Source organism: Campylobacter sp. (assembly GCF_052170435.1).
Lineage (GTDB): Bacteria > Campylobacterota > Campylobacteria > Campylobacterales > Campylobacteraceae > Campylobacter_A.
Map to the genome: position 1 here is coordinate 54,914 of NZ_JBQNAN010000010.1, position 17,659 is coordinate 72,572.

Consider the following 17,659-nt stretch of genomic DNA (forward strand, 5'->3'; position numbering starts at 1 on the left):
TTTTTTGTTACAATTACATAAAATTATACCAAAACTAAGGAAAAATGATGTTTGACGACGATAAAGTGCTAAACACTTTAACCGATAGAGTAAACGACTTACTGGCTAGATATAACGAAGTTTGCGAAGAAAACGAGTCTCTACGCAACGAGCTAGTAAGCGTAAAGGCACAAAACGAAGCCAAGAGTAATCAAATCGCGCGCCTAGAAGAAGATCTGCGAGCTAAAAACACCGAGAGCGACGACGTTATCCGCAAGATCGAAGCAGTACTGGGAAAATAAATAAGCTATGAGAAAAATAACGGTCAAAATCGCCTCTACTTCTTATACTATTAGCCTTGAAGACGAATTTGCGCAAAGCTTTGAGCGTGAGTGGGATATCTTTACGGACGGCAAAAGATATCTTGACGTAAAAGAACTGCTAAGCGCCTTTGTGCAAAAATGTTATGAAAACTACCAACAGGAGCGCGAACTGCGCTCACTGGCCCAAAAACTCAGTAAAGAGATAGGCTAAAATTTACACCTTCGTTTCGTTTTTACACGCTCCTTATAAATTTATTGCTATTTTATTTTTTTTTAAGTTAAAAGTCGTATAATTCCGCTTAACTACATAAGTGTATGTAGAATTCATACAAGGAGTCTCATATGAGAAAAGGTTTTACAATGATTGAGTTGATCTTCGTGATCGTTATACTAGGTATTTTGGCTGCTGTTGCTATCCCAAGACTAACTGCAACTAGAGATGACGCTGAAATAGCAAAAGCTGGAACAAACTTAACTACATTAATTAGTGACTTAGGTGCTTACTATACTTCACAAGGTGACTTTACCAGCACGCTTTCAGGTATGACAAACGTTCAGTTTGGTACTGCAAGTGGTAAAAAAGGTACATTGCTGGCTGCAGGAAAAGAGTGTATAGAAGTAGAGCTATTTGATGCAGTCACTACCGTAGGCTCTCAAAGACCTGCTTATCTAAAAGTTACACCAAAGAATGCAAGTGAGCCTATATGCGCAAAAGTACTGGCCTCTAAGGGTGTGGATACTATAATTAAATCAAAATTTGGTTATAATACTGTTAACTCAAATGGCGTTGCATCACCTCAAACAAGTGGCGAAGGCGAAGTAGCTATCAGTGGCGTATCTGTTAAATTCTAAATTTTATTAGAATTTAAAAGCTTTAAATAAAAAGCCCAAGCTTGTTTTTAGCAAGTTTTGGGCTTTTTTAAATTTAGCCATATTGCTTAGGAAAATATATGAGATATGCATTTACTATAGTAGAACTCATATTTGTTATAGTTATCCTGGGTACACTTGCTGTATTTGCCATCCCTCGTTTGTCTCTTACTAGAGATGATGCGAATTTTGTTCAAATTTTAGCCAACACAAAACAACTTATGAATGACGTGATGGCATATAATGCCTCACAAGGCGAAGTATCAGACAATATAAAAGATATGACAAATGTTCCAAATGTATCTTTTAGTGGTAACGTTAATCTAAATAATACTACTTACCCGCAATATTTGATATTTAAGGCTAATGACTGTGTATTAAAATTTGCTTTTGTAAATGATGCTGGCGGTCACGTAGTCATAAAGCTAGATTCAGGCGTAACTATAAACGATTGTAAGGTTCTTGAAAGAAATAACGAATTTGTCAATTTAAAAAATGGCGAATATCCGGTAGGGTCAAAAGCCGTTTTTTAATATAAAGTGATATAATTTGTAAAGATTTAAATGTAAAGAGGTTATCATGAGGCGCGGGTTTACAATGCTTGAACTGGTTTTTGTTATAGTAGTTTTGGGAATATTAGCCGGTATTGCGGTACCGAGGCTCTTTGTTACCAGGGATGATGCAATAATCGCAAAAGGAAGGGCTGACATAGCTTCTATAAGGAGTGCTATCACTAATATGTATAATGCAAACATGCTAACTGGTCAGTTTGTATATCCTGCATCACTAGAATCTACCAGTGGGTCTAGCAGTATTCTTTTTGACGGCGTATTACAAAGTGGTATAAAAATTGATGAGAAAAGTGGATGGTCTATGAGTGGAAATAACTATAGATTTATGCTAAGGGGAGAATCTACTATTTTTACATACAATGCAGCTAATGGTACTTTCACTTGCCCTAGAACCGATAGCCTTTGTAGAGCTTTAACGGAGTGATGCTCTACTATCAAATACTACCTAGCGGCTTAAATCTTAAGCCGCTTACCTATCATTCAAATTCTAAAATCTCAAATTTTACACAAGTCTTAATCAATATAAAAAATAAAAAAACTATCGGCTATGTTTTGCAAGGAGTGGCAGAGCCGAATTTTAAAACGCTTGAGATTTTAGAAATTTTGCCCGCTACGCTTACGCCTATACAAATCTCGCTTTTAAAATTTATCTCGCACTATTACGTCGTAAATTTATCTATCGCGGCCGGACTTTTTGCTCCGCTAGAAACCGATATATCTTGCTTGCAGAATTTAACGCAAGCGCAAATTTTGACTGATAAAAACGAGCCAAACGATAACTTAGATGTCAAATTTGACGATAGCAAAGAGTTAAATTTAACTACAGAATTTAACGAATCATCACAGTCAAATTTACCCCAAAATTTAAATAATAATAGCTTGCAAGAAAATTTGAAATTAAATGAAAATGTTGCTGCCAAATTAAATTTTAATAATCCCGCACAGTCGCCAAAAATAAGCACCGACCAATCAGCTGCGACGGAGTTTTTTTCAAAAATCCCAAACCTAAACCAAAATCAACAAGAAGCGCTAAATTTCGCTAAAAGCCATAAAACGAGTTTGATTTTCGGCGATACGGGAAGCGGTAAAAGCGAGATTTATTTTTCCATTATCCGCGAATATCTACTCGCGGGCAAACAAGTTTTGCTTTTGATGCCGGAAATCTCGCTAACGCCTCAGATGACGAAGCGGCTAAAGAGCTATTTTGGCGAAAAGTTTGGCGTCTGGCACTCTAAAATAACTCCAAAAAAGCGCGGCGAAATCCTGCAAAAGTTTCAGAGTCGCGAGATAAATTTGATTGCAGGCGCGCGCTCGGCGCTGTTTTTGCCGTTTACCGAGCTTGGGCTTATTATCGTCGACGAGGAGCACGACGACAGCTACAAATCCGCGCAAAATCCGCACTATAACGCCCGCGACCTCGCGCTATTTCTTGCGAGCAAATTTGACGTCAAAGTCGTGCTGGGCTCGGCCACGCCAAGCGTCGTGAGCTTCAAGAAGCAGCCTCACTTTAGGCTAAGGGGAACGTTTTTTAAAAGCGAGAAAAAATTTATCTACGACGAGAGCGAGACGGGGCTTGGCGACGTGATCCTAGGCGAGCTTGCGGCGAGTTTTGCGGGCGGTAAGCAGGCGGTGGTCTTCCTGCCGACGCGTGCAAATTTCCGCTATCTTTCGTGCCGCGAGTGCGGCAGTACGATAAAGTGTCCGTTTTGTAGCGTCGGGATGAGCTTTTATAAGAAGCGAAATCTGCTAAAGTGCCAGTACTGCGGCTTTACGGCGTCTGCTACATGCTCGTGCGAGAAGTGCGGCAGCGAGATGATCGAGGCGAAAAAAATCGGCACCGACGAGCTAACGGAGGCCTTGCGCTCGGCGTTTCCTTCGGCTAGGATCGAGAAATTCGACCGCGACGAGATCACGACGCAAAATAAGCTTGAAAAGACGCTAAAAGCCTTTAACGCGGGCGAGATAGACGCACTTGTCGGCACGCAGATGCTGAGCAAAGGGCACGACTACCACAACGTGGATCTTGCTGTCATCATGGGCGTCGACGAGCTGCTAAATTTCCCGGATTTTCGCGCTCGCGAGCGGACATTGGCGCTGGCGATGCAGGTGGCGGGCAGGGCTGGTCGCTCAGGTGAGGGGCGCGTGGTCGTGCAGAGCAGGCAGCGGGATTTTTTTGAAAATTTTATCGCGGATTACGACGCGTTTTTGTCCAAGGAGATTCTTGCTAGAGAGCCTATATATCCGCCGTTTGCTAGACTTTTGCGGGTTATCGTTTCTGAAAAAAGCGAGCAGGCGGCAAAGCAAAGGCTTGAAATTTGCGTAGCCGAGCTTGAAAATTTGCGCATGGCCGAATCTTCGCTAGAGATCGTCGGACACGGCAAGTGCGCGATCGAAATACTGGGCGGAAAATACCGTTTTGAGATTTTGCTGCGCTGCGCCTCGCACGCTCCGCTCATAAAAGCCGCTCGTATCTGCGCCGCGCACGGCTTTGACGTCGATATGGATCCGATAAATTTCTCGTAAATTTTGCTTTTGTCTGATTTTTATTTATAGGACTTAGATACGTTGCTGTAAACATTTTGCAAAGTTTGTAAAATCAAATTTTGCATTCGGCTTGATCTTGAAATTTAAGTTGCGATAAATTTGCCGTCCGGCAAGTTGAGCTTGTTTTTTGATACAAATTTACTCGCTTTTTTACAGCGTTTATAAAATCTTAAATTTGACGAACGCAGGTTGTTTAAATTTAGATCGAGCCTCTTAAATTTACGGTTTAAATACTTGCGATCTTTGTAGTGGGGGGCGGTTTTTAGTCTAGCCTTGCGTGCTTTTAGTGTTTACGCATATTTTAGTCCTTTGAGTCGTACATGCTTTTACCATACGTAAAAGATGTATTTGCTTGCTCTTTTATTTTTATCGTTCGCAAATAGAGATGCTATGCGATCAAATAGCGCATTAATTTTTTACCGTATTTTGTAAATTGTAAATTTAAAATCTTGCTTAATCAAAAACTAAAAATGTAATTAAAGTTTCCATTTATGATAATGCTTATCTTTTTAAGCAGAATTTTATATGATTTATATATAATCCCGTTATAATTTTATCTAGCCTTAAATATACAGTCTAATTAAAATTATAAAAATCACCCTAAAGGAACTTAATGCAAAAATTTTTACAAGCCCTAGCAGGCTCGCAAAAATATTTCGTAAACTACGTTAGCGTCGCGATTTTTATCGTAATGGCGTGGATAGGCGGACTCAAAGTCGTGCAATACGAGGCCGACGGCATCGTGCCGTTTGTAACCAACAGCCCGTTTTTTAGCTATATGTATAGCAAAAAAGATATCGTAGATAACGGCAAGGGCAAAATGGTCGCCGAGTACAACCTGCACAAAAACCCGGAAGGCTTGGTCGTGCCTAAAAATATCGAATGGCATAAACAAAACGGTACTTACGCGGTTTCGTACCTGATCGGCGCGATGATCTGCACTATCGGCACGCTCGTGTTACTTGGCATCTGGTTCCCTAAACTAGGGCTTATCGGCGGACTGCTGACGTTTGGCATGTCTATCGTAACGCTTAGCTTTTTGATAACGACGCCCGAGACTTGGGTGCCAAATCTAGGCAATCCAGCGCTCGGCATCACCGAAAGCCCTAATCACGGCTTCCCGTATCTATCAGGTGCTGGACGACTGGTGCTAAAAGATATAATAATGTCTGCTGCAGGACTAATCGTAGCCTCAAACGCGGCGCGTAGGCTCTTGGAGTGCTGCAAAAGCTGCACGGCTAAGTAAAATTTGCAGATTTTAGCGAGCGGTAGGCCTATTTATATTTTTAGGCGACTCGCCGCTCGCGGCCGTTTTTATTATCCTTAAATTTACGGTCTTGCTGTAAATTTATCTTTTTTTTCTACCCCAGACTAATTTTTGTACTAAACACCACACCGGCGGAACTCTGAAAAAATTGCTAAATTTTATTTTCTACATTCTGCGGATTGACGAGCGTTGATTTTAAATTTGCTTTTGCTTTTTGTTCGTCAAATTTAGCGAGCCAGGCGTAGCCGTAAGAGAAAATTGGGCATTTTTGTACTAAAATACCCCGCGTAAATTTATGTAAATTTAAAGGAGAAGGCGTGGGTATTTTTGATTTTTTTAAAAAGGGGGCCGATAGCGCGCTAAAAAGAAGCGCAAATGCCGCAAAGATCGGCAAGACCGCGCAAGAGCGCAAGGATATAAGCATCGAAATTTTAAAATCGCAGGGCGTGCCGTATATCGATCATCTACCGCTACGGTACGAGACGGACGAGGTCACCCCGCGCGAAAAGGACGAGGTTATCGCCCGCGCGATCTGTTCTTACGCGGCAATAATGTGTGCCTGCTCGATCAGAGACGAGGGCAAACTCGCGGATGAGGATAAGCAGGGTGCGCGGGACTTTCTTACGAACCGCTACGGTTGCATAGACAAGCTCACGCGCATGGAGCGCCGCGTCACGCAGGGCGAGGCAAGCCGCGACGAGGCCGTAAATATGGGCTGGAAATACGAGTCGCTGTGGGCGCTGATGTGGGCCATGGGGCTCGTGGAGGAGCTTAGCTTTCCGAGCGAGATCTGCGACTGCGCCTTTGTGATGGACACCTTTAGCGGCGGCGATTTTTCGGCGCGCGTGAAGCTGCGGGGCACGGATGAAATTTTGCAGGCGCTCGATCTCATCTACCGCTACCACTGGGCGTGCGTCAATGCTCGCGTACACGGCTCAGACTGCGCGGGGCTCGACGAAGAGGTCGTGATGGAGAGACGCGGCGGGCTAGAGTGGTTGTGCTGCAAGGGCGCGGAAAACGATAATCTGAGCGATGAGTATAATGCGTGGGATTATCCGGACTTGAATACTTGACTTTTGTGCGTTGTCTCACGAGCGTCTTTAAATGAGTTTGAAATTTTAAGTCTGCGATAGGCTATACGCCTTATCTCGACTTAAAATTTCTGCACGACATTTAAATCCATCTCGCGATACTGCCGCTCTTGCATTCTTTAACTCAAATTTTAAACCAGCCTACGCTTAAAAATCTTCTGCTAGCAGCTACGAGCGTATGGCGTAAAGTAAAGCGAAAAATACCGCGCCTTATTTTTTGAGTGTTGTCTCACTTAGCCATACTTCGTTGTCTTAAATTTTACTCGGTCACTATCCGCATGATAACTTCCGTCGTAAAATTTAAGTCGCCTCGTCTAGCTTCGCGATACCGCCGCTTGTATCCTTTTGTTCAAATTTAACTTTCAGGCTCGATAGACTATTTTTTGCGTATCGTCTTGTTTTTGCGCCTTTGCTTCAAATTTGACCACCGACTCATTTGCCGGTTCATTTGTCGCTAGTTAAATTAGTTACTATTTTGTTTAAATATTAAATAATGTTTATTATAATTGCGCTAAAAATCAATGGATGGATAATGCTTTTTAACTCTTACGAATTTATATTTTTATTTTTGCCCATAACTTTTTTCGTATATTTTTTCTTAAACAAAAAGCGCCTTAGCGAAGCGGCAAAGGGTTTTTTGGTGTTATCGTCGCTATTTTTTATAGCTGGTGGAATATCGCTTATCTGCCTTTGATAGTAGCATCCATGATATTTAACTACTCCTTTGGACTCGAGCTAAATAAAAATAATCCCAAAATTTCAAAAAAGCTCCTCCTTACTCTGGGTATCGCGGCAAATTTGGCCTTGCTTGGGTATTTTAAATACTCAGACTTTTTGATCGCCAACGTAAATTTCGCCTTTGGTACGCAGATAGCACATCTAAATTTACTCCTGCCGCTTGCGATTTCGTTTTTTACCTTTCAGCAGATCGCGTATCTGGTGGATTGCGCGGCGCTTAAGGGTGCAAAGCGGTACGATTTTTTAAACTACTGCTTGTTTGTTACGTTTTTTCCGCAGCTAATCGCCGGCCCGATCGTGCATCACGAGGAGATGATGCCGCAGTTTGCAAAAACCAAAAACAAAGTAATCAACTATGAAAATATCGCTCTTGGACTTTTTATATTTTCTATCGGGCTTTTTAAAAAGGTCGTTATCGCCGATACTTTCGCCGTTTGGGCGACCGAGGGGTTTGATAGTGCTGCGAGCTTAAATTTGATCGAAGCTTGGGTGACTAGCCTTAGCTACACGTTTCAGCTCTATTTTGATTTTAGCGGGTACTGCGATATGGCGATCGGCGCGGCGCTACTTTTTAACATCAGACTGCCGATAAATTTCAACTCGCCTTATAAGGCTTTAAATATTCAGGATTTTTGGCGTAGATGGCATATCACGCTAAGCCGCTTTTTGAGAGATTACGTCTATATCCCGCTGGGAGGCAACCGTAGCGGCAAGGTGCGTACGTACGTAAATTTAGCCGCGACCTTTGTGATAGGCGGCATCTGGCACGGGGCTGGCTGGACGTTTGTATTTTGGGGATTTTTACACGGCGCGGCTTTGATCGTCCAAAGGATTTGGAGCGAGCTAGGCTTTAGGCTAAATAAATTCCTAGCTTGGTTTATAACCTTTAACTTCGTAAATATCGCGTGGGTATTTTTTAGAGCCAAGGAGTGGGACGACGCGCTAAAGGTACTAAAAGGGGATGTTTGGGCTGGGCGGCGGGCTAACTCTAAATTCGCGGCTAGAGAGAAAGGTCGGTTTTTTGAGGGAGTACGGCGTTAAATTCGGCGAGTGGAATCCAAATATACAAATAGACAGCACAAATACCTTGCTATACTACTTGATAGCGGGTTTTGCGGTCGCGCTGCTATTTAAAAACTCTGCGCAAAAACTACAAGGCTTTAGGCTCGGCGGGCTAAATTTGACCCTAGCCGTGCTTTGTTTTACGCTGGGCGTTTTAAATTTGCACAAGATGTCTCAATTTTTATATTTTAACTTTTAGGAAAATCTTATGAAATTTAAAAAATGGACGTTTAGCTTTTTGGCCGCGGCGGCTTTGATTTTCGCGCTCGTAGCGGTTTTTAACTACCTGGTCGATCCATACAGGATTTACGATACGGATATCTTTAAAAATAAGCCCAGAGAGGATTTGCAGTCGCGCTTTATGAAGGTTTTAAAGATTCAAAAAATCAGGCCTGCATCGATATTTTTAGGAAACTCTCGCCCTCAAACGGCTCTAAATTCGGCGCATAGGTATTTCGCGCAGCCCGCCTTTAACGCAGCCGTATCGGGAAGCAATCTAAACGAAGCTAAAGCCTATCTAAAATGGGCGATAAAACAGGGAAATTTAAAGCAGGCGTTGCTCGTTTTTGACGATAAGACGATGCTAGGCGGCGGTAGCAAGGCGGATGATTTTGAGGAGTATTTTAAAAATCCTAGTGCTTATAAAATTTTATTTAGCTTTCAAACGCTTCGCGACTCGGTAGCGACCGTCATAAAGTACGGCAAAACTCCGCTTTTTGAGCCTGACGGCAGACGGACCGAGGCGTCGCTGCTAGAAGAGGTGCGAAGAAATGGAGGCTACTACGAATACTCCGTAAAAAAGATAGAAAGCGGGTATATGGCTGAGCGCAAAAGAGACGAGGTATCAAAGCTGCCTTATGAAAATTTTATCGAGATTTTAACGGATGCTCACGAAAATAATATAACCCTAGATATCGCTATAAGTCCGCTGCACGCGAGGTTGCTTGAAGCTATGGACTACCGAGTCGGGCTTGACGCGGCGTGGTATGAGTGGAAAAAACAGATAACGGCCGTAAACGAAGAGGTTGCCAGACGACTTGGAAAAAGCCGTTTAGGATAGTGGATTTTGGCCTTTATAACGAGATAACGGCGCAGGAGCTACCTAAAAACGCCGATCAAGTCTCGCCGTACTACTGGGAGGCTAGCCACTATAACGCAAAGCTTGGCGATATGATGCTGGAGTTCTTGGCGGGGCAGGGCGAGCATGCGGGGCTAGGCGTAGAGATAACTAGCAAAAACATAGACGCGCACATAGAAAATCAAAAAAGCCTGAGGGCTAAATTTATAGATAAGCGGGAGTATAGGCGCGAGGTTTTGGGCGAGTAGGTTTTGGGGCGGTAAATTTATTTAAAAGCCAAGATTTTATATAATCGCACAATAAAATTTAAAGGCTAAATTTGCAAAGATACCCCACGAAACAGATCAAAATCAGGGACGTAAAAATAGGCGGAGACGCGCCCATATCGGTGCAGTCGATGACGTTTAGTAAAACAAAAGACGTAAAAGGCACGCTAGAGCAGATACAGCGGCTTTATTTTGCCGGCTGCGATATCGTGCGCTGCGCCGTGTTTGACAAAGAGGACACCGCCGCACTGCGTGAGGTCGTAAAAGCTAGCCCGCTGCCCGTCGTCGCCGACATCCACTTTAACCACAACTACGCCGTGATAGTTAGCGAGTTCGTCGACGCTATCCGCATAAACCCGGGCAATATCGGCTCAAAAAAGAACATCAAAGCCGTCGTGGACGCGTGCAAGCAGCGAAATCTGCCTATCCGTATCGGCGTAAACTCGGGTTCGCTCGAAAAGCAGTTTGAGGACAGATACGGCCGAACGGTCGAAGCGATGGTACAAAGCGCGCTTTATAACATAAATTTGCTCGAGGATTTTGACTTTACCGATATCAAAATCTCGCTAAAATCAAGCGACGTCGAGCGCACGATGGCCGCTTATCGCGCGCTACGGCCGCTGGTAAATTATCCGTTTCACCTAGGTGTTACGGAGGCCGGCACTAGCTTTCACGCTACGATAAAGTCCGCGATCGCGCTAGGCGGACTGCTGCTAGAAGGCATCGGCGACACGATGCGAGTTAGCATCACGGGCGAGCTCGAGGAGGAGATCAAGGTCGCAAAAGCGATCCTAAAAGACAGCGGCCGCCAAAAAGAGGGGCTAAACATCATCTCGTGCCCGACCTGCGGGCGTTTGCAGGCTGATCTGATGGCTGCGGTAAAGCTCGTCGAGGAAAAAACCAAACACATCAAAGAGCCGCTAAACGTCTCGGTGATGGGCTGCGTCGTAAACGCGATCGGCGAGGCTAAGGGTGCCGACGTAGCGATAGCCTTTGGCAAAGGAAACGGCATGATAATGCGCAAAGGCGAGGTTGTCGCGAGGCTGCCAGAGAGCGAGCTGGTGGATAGATTTTTACTCGAGATCGACGACGAGATAAAGTCGCGGGCGTAAAATTCGGGCGTCAAATTTGAGATTTGGCGGCGCTCGGCTCGGTCAAATTTGAGCCGATAAATTTGATTTCCGGCTCGGGTTTAAATTTGATCGTCAAATTTGAATCTAATTTATCGGCGCGAGCTTGCAAAACCGCGCTCTTTAAGGCGCTAACTCAAATTTGACCGCTCAAAGCTAAAGCAAATTTACGAGCAAGCGTCAAAATTGAATCCAAATTTTATAAAATCCGCCCGAACGCAGGCAAATTTAACAAGACAAAAGGACACGAAAATGGCAAAAGAAAACATCGATATGCACAATCTCTACGACCTAGATATGGAGCGCGCGATCCTCGCGTCCATCATCTATAGCGCGGATAATCTAAGCGAGATTTTCGATATCATAAGCCCGTTTGACTTTTACCTGCGCGCTCACGGCGACGTTTACGACGCGATGGTAAAGTGTCTGAATGAAAATTTGCCCGTCGAAACGGGGTTTTTAAAAACCAAGCTTGGAAGTAAATTTGACGAAAACGTGATGAGCGAGATCATCGGCACGAACTCGATCCTGGACGTCAAAAAATACGCCAATGAAATCAAAGAAAAATCGATCAAACGAAGCCTCGTCAAAATCGCGCACCAGATACCTAGCAAAGTGAGCGAGGATAAGCCTAGCCGCGATATGGTGGACGAGCTGAGTCAGAGTTTTTATTCGCTAGTGGACGGGCAGAGCGCGGGCGTCGTAAAGGACGCTGCTGTCATCATCGCAGACGTCATCGCTCACCTAGAAAAGCAAAAGCTGCTCGAAGATAAGGATATCGTGGGCATCGACACGGGATTTCGCCAGCTAAACGAGATGACCAAGGGCTTTAAGCACGGCGATCTCATTATCATCGCGGCGCGCCCGGGCATGGGAAAAACGACGATTTGCTTAAATTTAATGAACCACGTGCTGATGCGCGGCGGCGGAGTCGTGTTTTTCTCTCTTGAGATGCCCGCCGAGCAGATCATGCTACGTATGCTAAGCGCCAAAACCTCGATCCCGCTGCAAAATATAATGACCGCCAAAATGGACGACGAAGAGTGGTCGCGCCTAAGCGACGCGTGCGACGATATGGCCAGCCGCAAGCTTTTCGTCTATGACAGCGGCTACGTAAATATCCACCAGATCCGCACGCAGATGCGCAAGCTCAAGTCCTCGCACCCGGAGATCACGCTGTGCGTCATCGACTACATCGGCCTGATGATGGCGACGTCAAATTACTCCGATCGCCACCTGCAGATCGCCGAAATCTCGCGCGGACTAAAGCTGCTTGCGCGCGAGCTGGATATGCCTATTGTCGCGCTTAGTCAGCTAAACCGCAGCCTGGAGTCCCGCGCCAACAAGCGCCCGATGCTAAGCGACCTGCGCGAATCAGGCGCCATCGAGCAGGACGCCGATATGATACTTTTCGTCTACCGCGACGAGGTTTACCGCGAGCAGGAGGAGAAAGAGGCCGAGAAAAAGGCGCACGCCGAGGGCAAGGAATACGTGCGTAAATTCGTCCCGAACAAGATCGAAGAGGACGCCGAAATCATCGTGGGCAAGAACCGAAACGGCCCGGTCGGCACGGTCGAAGTAATATTTCAGAAGGAATTTACGCGCTTTGTAGATAAGAGCTTTGGCGCCGCGCACGTGGCGGAGTTTAACCCAAACGCCTAAAATGCGCCCTTTAAGCTCAAATTTTGCAAAAGCCGCAACGTAAATCTATCTTTGAAAACGCGCGCGAGGTTTATATGTTTTGCCTTGCGTGCGCGCTCGTTTTTGCGCTAAATTTGGGCTTTAGCTACTATAAATTTCGAGAATTTAAAGCTCAAAACGGCGTTATCCTGCAAGCTAAAATTTTACAAAACTACGAAAAAACGAATGCAAAAGGTAAAATTTACCGCGTTTTGAAGCTAAAAACAAATGATTTTAGCTTTTATACGACGACGCGGGCGGACTTTGACGCGGGAGCCAACGAGCAAATTTTAATCGGTGCCGAAAACAAAAACGTCAAATTTCAAGAGTATCTAAGTGGCTCGTTTTTTATGCCTAGTTACGGCGTAGTCGAGCTTAGGTACGCCGATAGCGGCGAGTCCGTGCGGGATAAAATTTACGGTTTTATCTCCGAGCAGCACGAAAGCGAAAAAATGACCGAGCTTTTTACCGCGCTGTTTTTGGCCGCACCCGTGGGTAAAGAGCTTAGGCAGGACGTAAATTTCTACGGCGTAGCACACCTTATCGCGATCTCGGGCTATCATTTGGGACTGATTTTCGGTTTTTTGTATTTTATCATGCGCCCGATTTACCACTATTTTCAGGAGCGATATTTTCCGTATCGAAACGCCAAATTTGACCTCTCGGCCGCGATCTTTGCGGTTTTGTTTTGCTATCTTGCGCTGATCGGCTTCGTGCCGTCCTTTTTGCGGGCGTTTTTGATGAGCTTGCTGGCTCTATTTTTGCTCGCTAGAAATGTGCGCGTGGTTAGCTTTGAGCTGCTTTTCGTCGTGATTTGCGCCGCCGTGGCGCTGATGCCGAGCCTGCTTTTTAGCGTAGGATTTTACTTCTCAAGCATGGGCGTGTTTTATATTTATCTGTATTTGCGGCACTTCGGCGAGCGATTTTCAAATTTTACAAACGCTATCTTGCTAAATTTTTGGGTATTTTCGGCGATGATTTTGCCCGTGCTTTACTTTTTCCCGCTCGTTAGCGCCCAGCAGCTAGCCGTCTTGCCGATCACGCCGCTTTTTAGCTTATTTTATCCGCTAAGTGCGCTTTTGCACGCATTTGGCGCAGGCGGTGCGCTTGATGAGTATTTGCTAGAATTTCTCTCGTGGCGCGCAAAGGGGGTAAATTTGAGCGTGCCGTTTTGGCTGTTTTTGCTTTACAACGCGCTGAGTTTAGCGAGCGTCAAAAGCAAAATTTTAGCCGCCGTTATCGTGCCGCTAAATTTACTTTGCTTTGCCGCGCTTTTTTAAGATTCTTTGTCGCTCTCGCCCGCTTTTTCCAGATACGCGCACAGCTTCACGCCGTAAAGAAATATGATCCACGACACGTAAATCCACACGAAAAAGAGCAGCACCACCGAAAACGAACCGTAGATGCTAAGATAGGTTTTGTTGTTTGCGGCGTAAAAGACGAAGATATTTTTGCCAAGATACCAGATGAGCGAGGCGACGAACGAGCTAAAAAGCGCGTTTTTTAGGGCTATTTGGCGGTTTATCGAGATGAGATACGTCACGCAAAATATCGCCCAAATGATGAGGTACGGAAATATGCTGAGAAAATTTATCCACTTCGTGTAGGTGCTGGAGTTTAGCATATCTTGAAATAAATTTGAGAGATAAAAACTAAGCCCAAGCCCTAAGGGAGCCAGCGTAATGAGTGTCCAATAGGCACTTAGCGAGTTCCAAAATTTGCGGCTTTGCGTGTGCATGATGCGGTTGATGACGTATTCATAATCGGCAAAAAACATGATCGAAGTAAAGATGATGGCGCCAAGGCCGAGGATGCCAAGGCTCGAGCTGTTTTGTAAAAAGGTCTCGATGTAGTTTGAGATCGCGTCTTGGTTTGACGGTAGCAGCTGGGCAAATATAAATTCCTTAATCTTAGCGTAATAGACGCTAAAGCTTGGCATCTGCGTAAAGAGCGAGAGCGAGATGAGCAGCACGGGGATGATGGAGAGCATCGTGTGAAAACTCAGGCTTGATGCGTAGTGCAGCAGCTGCTTGTCCTTGATCTTTAGCATCGCCGTGAGCCAAATTTTAAGCGTTTGTTTTATCTTTTCAAATTTTTGCGGGGTCATTTTGGATCCTTTGAAATTTCGGTTATTGCATCGCTAGGTTTTGAGTTTTGCCGCACCGTTTGAATTTCTTCTTTTACTATTTGCATGCGCCTTTCTCGTATCAATACTTGAACGAAATTTATATCTTGACGCGTGTAAGGAAAAGATACTCTAAAATTTTTACCGCTTTTTGCATCGCTAATTTTTATCATCGCTGCCTTACTGTTTTCTTTAGTGGCGTCTTCCACAATAGCATTTTCTAAGGCGACTTCTACACTAAATCTAAGAGGCGAAATTTCCCATACTTTTCTCGCGCGATACCTGTCTATGACGACGCCTTTTTCGGCTAATACGACTAGCGAAATAAGTATCATAGATACGCCCATAGCGATCACGAGCGCCGTTTCGCCGTTCGTCCTATGAAAATAACCGTCTATACACAAAGGATCGCTTTTATCAAAACACCTAAATTTGCCTAGTCCTTTTATTCTTTGTATATTAGGTTCGTCAAACGCTACCGTCGAACCCCATGATAAAAATAGTATAAATAATATAAATTTTGCTACGGGACTAGGATATATAAGCCATGCTCCTTTTTCTGCGGTTTTATAAGAAATCGCATTCTTAGAACGCATATTTTTAAAGATAATAAACATTAAGAATAATAAGCTTATAGAGTTCGTAACATATAATAATTTCATCTTTTACCTTAATTTAATCGCTAACACCCATAAGCGGTGATTTTATAAGATGATTTTCGGTCTATAAAGCCGCCTCTAAAAATGGATAAAATTAAAAGGGCGGCTAGAAAAGAGAAAAAAGCGGTTATCGAAAGATTGGCTATAATTTTTGCCAAATCTACAGCCCCATCTTAAACGGGTTTAGGATGTTGTTCGGATCAAACGCCTTTTTGATACTTCTAAAAAGCTCCATCTCAGCAGGCGTAAAGGCAAGCGGCATAAACTCGGCTTTGCTGATGCCGATACCGTGCTCGCCGCTAAGCGTGCCGCCAAGCTCCACCGCGATCTTAAAAATTTCCTCGATCGCCTTGTGCCCGCTCTCTACCTGCGCCGGGTCGGTTTTGTCTACTACCATGACGTTAGTGTGTACGTTGCCGTCGCCTGTGTGACCGAAGCACGGCACCTGCACGCCGTATTTTTTAGCGACGCCGCCTATGCGCTCTAGCAACTCGGGTAGCTTTGAGCGAGGCACTGTGATGTCTTCGTTTAGTTTTAAATTTCCGTAAATATTTATCGCCTGTGAGCAGTTACGGCGGGCAAACCAAATGTCGTTTCGCTCGCTCTCGTCCTTAGCGCGTCTAAATTCGCTAGCGCCGTTTTCTCTAAACACTCGCTCTATCGTAGCAAGATCCTGCTCTAAGCCGTCTAAAACGTCGCCGTCTACGTCGGTGATGAGCAGGGCGCCCGCATCTTGCGGTAGGCCTTTGTTAAATTTAGTCTCGACCGCGCGTATGCAAAGCGCGTCCAAAAACTCCATTGCCACAGGCGTCACGCCTGCTGCCATCGTCTTATAAACGGCGTTCATCGCGGCATTTACGCTAGGGAAAATTCCCATCGCCGTTTTTCTAAATTTAGGCTTTGCGATGAGTTTTAGCGTGATCTCGGTTATTACCGCTAGCGTGCCCTCGCTGGCGATGAGGATGCCTGCGATATTGTATCCCGCGACGTCTTTTATCGTGCGTTTGCCCGCGCGGATCACTTCTCCGTTAGGTAGCACAGCTCGCAGCGCCATGACGTAGTCTTTGGTGATGCCGTATTTTGCCGCGCGCATGCCGCCCGCGTTTTCGCTGACGTTGCCGCCTAGCGTCGAGTACTCCTGGCTGGCGGGATCGGGCGGGTAGAAAAGCCCTAGCTTCTCGGCTTCGCGCTGTAAATTTATATTTATACAGCCCGGTTGCACGACGGCGACCATGTTTTGCATATCGATTTCTAGGATTTTATTCATATGCTTTTCAAATGCAAGCACCACGCCGCCCTCGTGCGCTAGCGCCCCTCCCGTAAAGCCGCTGCCCGCACCCCTAGGCACGATTTTAATTCCGTTTTCGTTGCAGTATCTCAAAATCTCGCTAACGTCGCGCTCGTCCCTAGGAAAAAGCACGCCGTCCGGTAAATGGCGCTTTCTAGTCGCGTCGTAGCAGTAGGCGATCCTGTGCGCGTCGTCGAAGTAAGCGTTGTCCGCGCCTAGTAAATTTACAAAAAATTTAGCGTGTTTTTCGTGCATCATTTCTCTTTCAAAAGAGCTTTGTAGTGGCGGTCAAAGTCGCTGATCTGCTCCGAGCCCCATTTCCAAAATACCGTATCGATGTCCTTGACGCGAGTGTAAAAAGGCAGCTGGTAGTATTTGACCGCGCCGCTTTGGAAGCGTTTTAACGGCTCGAAGCTTTGACAGTCTGCAAAAACCGCCTCGTTGTTCATAGCGATGAAAATGAGCCCCGCCGCGCTTTGGTTGCACATTTTGCGAAAGTCGTCGCGGCTAGGGTTAGGCTTATACTCGTAGCTTAGGTACGAGCCCACGATGTCGGGGTGGATGAAGGTGACGCCCTTAAATGCGCCGACTACTTCGGAGTAAATTTCTTTGTTCGGCGCAACGATGAGCGAGCGGTCGTAGAGGTAGTTTAGGATGAGCTCGTCGCCGCTTTTAGGTAAAATTCCCGGCAGCGGCAGGGCTTTTTGCTCTAATGCGTCAAAAACTTCAAAGCGCACCTTCGCAAAGCCGCCGCCTTTTTGCGTAACGACGGCGCGAGCGATGATAGAGCTTTGGAGGTTGTCAAATCTATGCATCACGACGCCGCTACTGCCCGTTACGATACTCGGGCTATCTATGATCGTGCCTACGCCCTCATCCACGCTTATCAGCGGGGCTTTATACTCTCTCATCGAAAATTCCGCCGCAAAACCAAGGCAAGCCGCCGCTAAAAATAAAAGAAATTTTTTCAAAATTTATCTCCTGAAA

17 protein-coding genes and 1 pseudogene are annotated in these 17,659 nt (G+C 45.3%); 14 read left to right on the forward strand and 4 right to left on the reverse strand.

What is annotated here, in order from left to right:
• The first annotated feature begins 47 nt into the window (after positions 1–47).
• The 14 genes and pseudogenes from ACTTJF_RS05705 to ACTTJF_RS05770 all read left to right on the forward strand — a co-directional run bounded on the left by ACTTJF_RS05705 (position 48) and on the right by ACTTJF_RS05770 (position 13,880).
• Positions 48–281 (forward strand): hypothetical protein, encoded by a 234-nt coding sequence (locus ACTTJF_RS05705; RefSeq protein WP_124850788.1) that lies wholly within the window; start codon positions 48–50, stop codon positions 279–281.
• Between the two features lie 7 nt (positions 282–288).
• On the forward strand, positions 289–513 hold the full coding sequence (locus tag ACTTJF_RS05710) for a hypothetical protein (RefSeq protein WP_442551135.1): 225 nt from the start codon (positions 289–291) through the stop codon (positions 511–513).
• 131 nt (positions 514–644) lie between these two features.
• A complete protein-coding gene (locus ACTTJF_RS05715) occupies positions 645–1,154 on the forward strand; it encodes a type II secretion system protein (RefSeq protein WP_442551136.1) in 510 nt (169 codons plus the stop codon).
• Positions 1,155–1,252: 98 nt separating this feature from the next.
• Positions 1,253–1,705, forward strand: a complete 453-nt coding sequence (locus tag ACTTJF_RS05720) for a type II secretion system protein (protein ID WP_442551137.1) — start codon at positions 1,253–1,255, stop codon at positions 1,703–1,705.
• 64 nt (positions 1,706–1,769) lie between these two features.
• The gene (locus ACTTJF_RS05725; protein WP_442551138.1) at positions 1,770–2,168 is read left to right on the forward strand and encodes a type II secretion system protein; all 399 of its coding nucleotides are present in this window, start codon (positions 1,770–1,772) and stop codon (positions 2,166–2,168) included.
• Positions 2,168–4,267 carry a primosomal protein N' gene (locus ACTTJF_RS05730; RefSeq protein WP_442551139.1) on the forward strand — a complete coding sequence of 700 codons (2,100 nt, stop codon included), beginning with the start codon at positions 2,168–2,170 and terminating at the stop codon, positions 4,265–4,267. The genes ACTTJF_RS05725 and ACTTJF_RS05730 overlap by 1 nt, the downstream gene beginning before the upstream one ends.
• Before the next feature lie 634 nt (positions 4,268–4,901).
• Entirely contained in the window at positions 4,902–5,534 is a 633-nt protein-coding gene (locus ACTTJF_RS05735) for a DUF417 family protein (protein WP_314469450.1), read from the forward strand.
• A gap of 338 nt (positions 5,535–5,872) precedes the next feature.
• The gene (locus ACTTJF_RS05740) at positions 5,873–6,628 is read left to right on the forward strand and encodes a DUF4272 domain-containing protein (protein ID WP_442551140.1); all 756 of its coding nucleotides are present in this window, start codon (positions 5,873–5,875) and stop codon (positions 6,626–6,628) included.
• Positions 6,629–7,178: 550 nt separating this feature from the next.
• Positions 7,179–8,645: pseudogene (locus ACTTJF_RS05745) on the forward strand (MBOAT family O-acyltransferase).
• A 9-nt stretch (positions 8,646–8,654) separates the two neighbouring features.
• Positions 8,655–9,506 carry a hypothetical protein gene (locus ACTTJF_RS05750; protein ID WP_442551141.1) on the forward strand — a complete coding sequence of 284 codons (852 nt, stop codon included), beginning with the start codon at positions 8,655–8,657 and terminating at the stop codon, positions 9,504–9,506.
• Positions 9,506–9,772, forward strand: coding sequence for a hypothetical protein (locus tag ACTTJF_RS05755; RefSeq protein ID WP_442551142.1), 267 nt, complete (start codon positions 9,506–9,508; stop codon positions 9,770–9,772). The genes ACTTJF_RS05750 and ACTTJF_RS05755 overlap by 1 nt, the downstream gene beginning before the upstream one ends.
• Before the next feature lie 71 nt (positions 9,773–9,843).
• Complete coding sequence (ispG, locus tag ACTTJF_RS05760; RefSeq protein ID WP_442551143.1) at positions 9,844–10,902, forward strand: flavodoxin-dependent (E)-4-hydroxy-3-methylbut-2-enyl-diphosphate synthase; 1,059 nt, start codon at positions 9,844–9,846, stop codon at positions 10,900–10,902.
• A 270-nt stretch (positions 10,903–11,172) separates the two neighbouring features.
• Positions 11,173–12,582, forward strand: coding sequence for a replicative DNA helicase (locus tag ACTTJF_RS05765; RefSeq protein WP_004319829.1), 1,410 nt, complete (start codon positions 11,173–11,175; stop codon positions 12,580–12,582).
• A 23-nt stretch (positions 12,583–12,605) separates the two neighbouring features.
• Complete coding sequence (locus ACTTJF_RS05770) at positions 12,606–13,880, forward strand: ComEC/Rec2 family competence protein (RefSeq protein ID WP_442551144.1); 1,275 nt, start codon at positions 12,606–12,608, stop codon at positions 13,878–13,880.
• Here the strand turns inward: ACTTJF_RS05770 and ACTTJF_RS05775 are convergent.
• From ACTTJF_RS05775 to ACTTJF_RS05790, 4 genes are all read right to left on the reverse strand, one after another.
• Complete coding sequence (locus ACTTJF_RS05775) at positions 13,877–14,707, reverse strand: YihY/virulence factor BrkB family protein (protein ID WP_442551145.1); 831 nt, start codon at positions 14,705–14,707, stop codon at positions 13,877–13,879. The two genes, ACTTJF_RS05770 and ACTTJF_RS05775, sit on opposite strands and share 4 nt — an antisense overlap.
• On the reverse strand, positions 14,704–15,129 hold the full coding sequence (locus ACTTJF_RS05780; protein WP_442551146.1) for a hypothetical protein: 426 nt from the start codon (positions 15,127–15,129) through the stop codon (positions 14,704–14,706). The genes ACTTJF_RS05775 and ACTTJF_RS05780 overlap by 4 nt, the downstream gene beginning before the upstream one ends.
• 415 nt (positions 15,130–15,544) lie before the next feature.
• On the reverse strand, positions 15,545–16,927 hold the full coding sequence (locus ACTTJF_RS05785; protein ID WP_442551147.1) for an FAD-linked oxidase C-terminal domain-containing protein: 1,383 nt from the start codon (positions 16,925–16,927) through the stop codon (positions 15,545–15,547).
• Complete coding sequence (locus ACTTJF_RS05790; protein ID WP_442551148.1) at positions 16,927–17,643, reverse strand: plasminogen-binding N-terminal domain-containing protein; 717 nt, start codon at positions 17,641–17,643, stop codon at positions 16,927–16,929. Before ACTTJF_RS05790 ends, ACTTJF_RS05785 begins: the two co-directional genes overlap by 1 nt.
• Between the last annotated feature and the right edge of the window lie 16 nt (positions 17,644–17,659).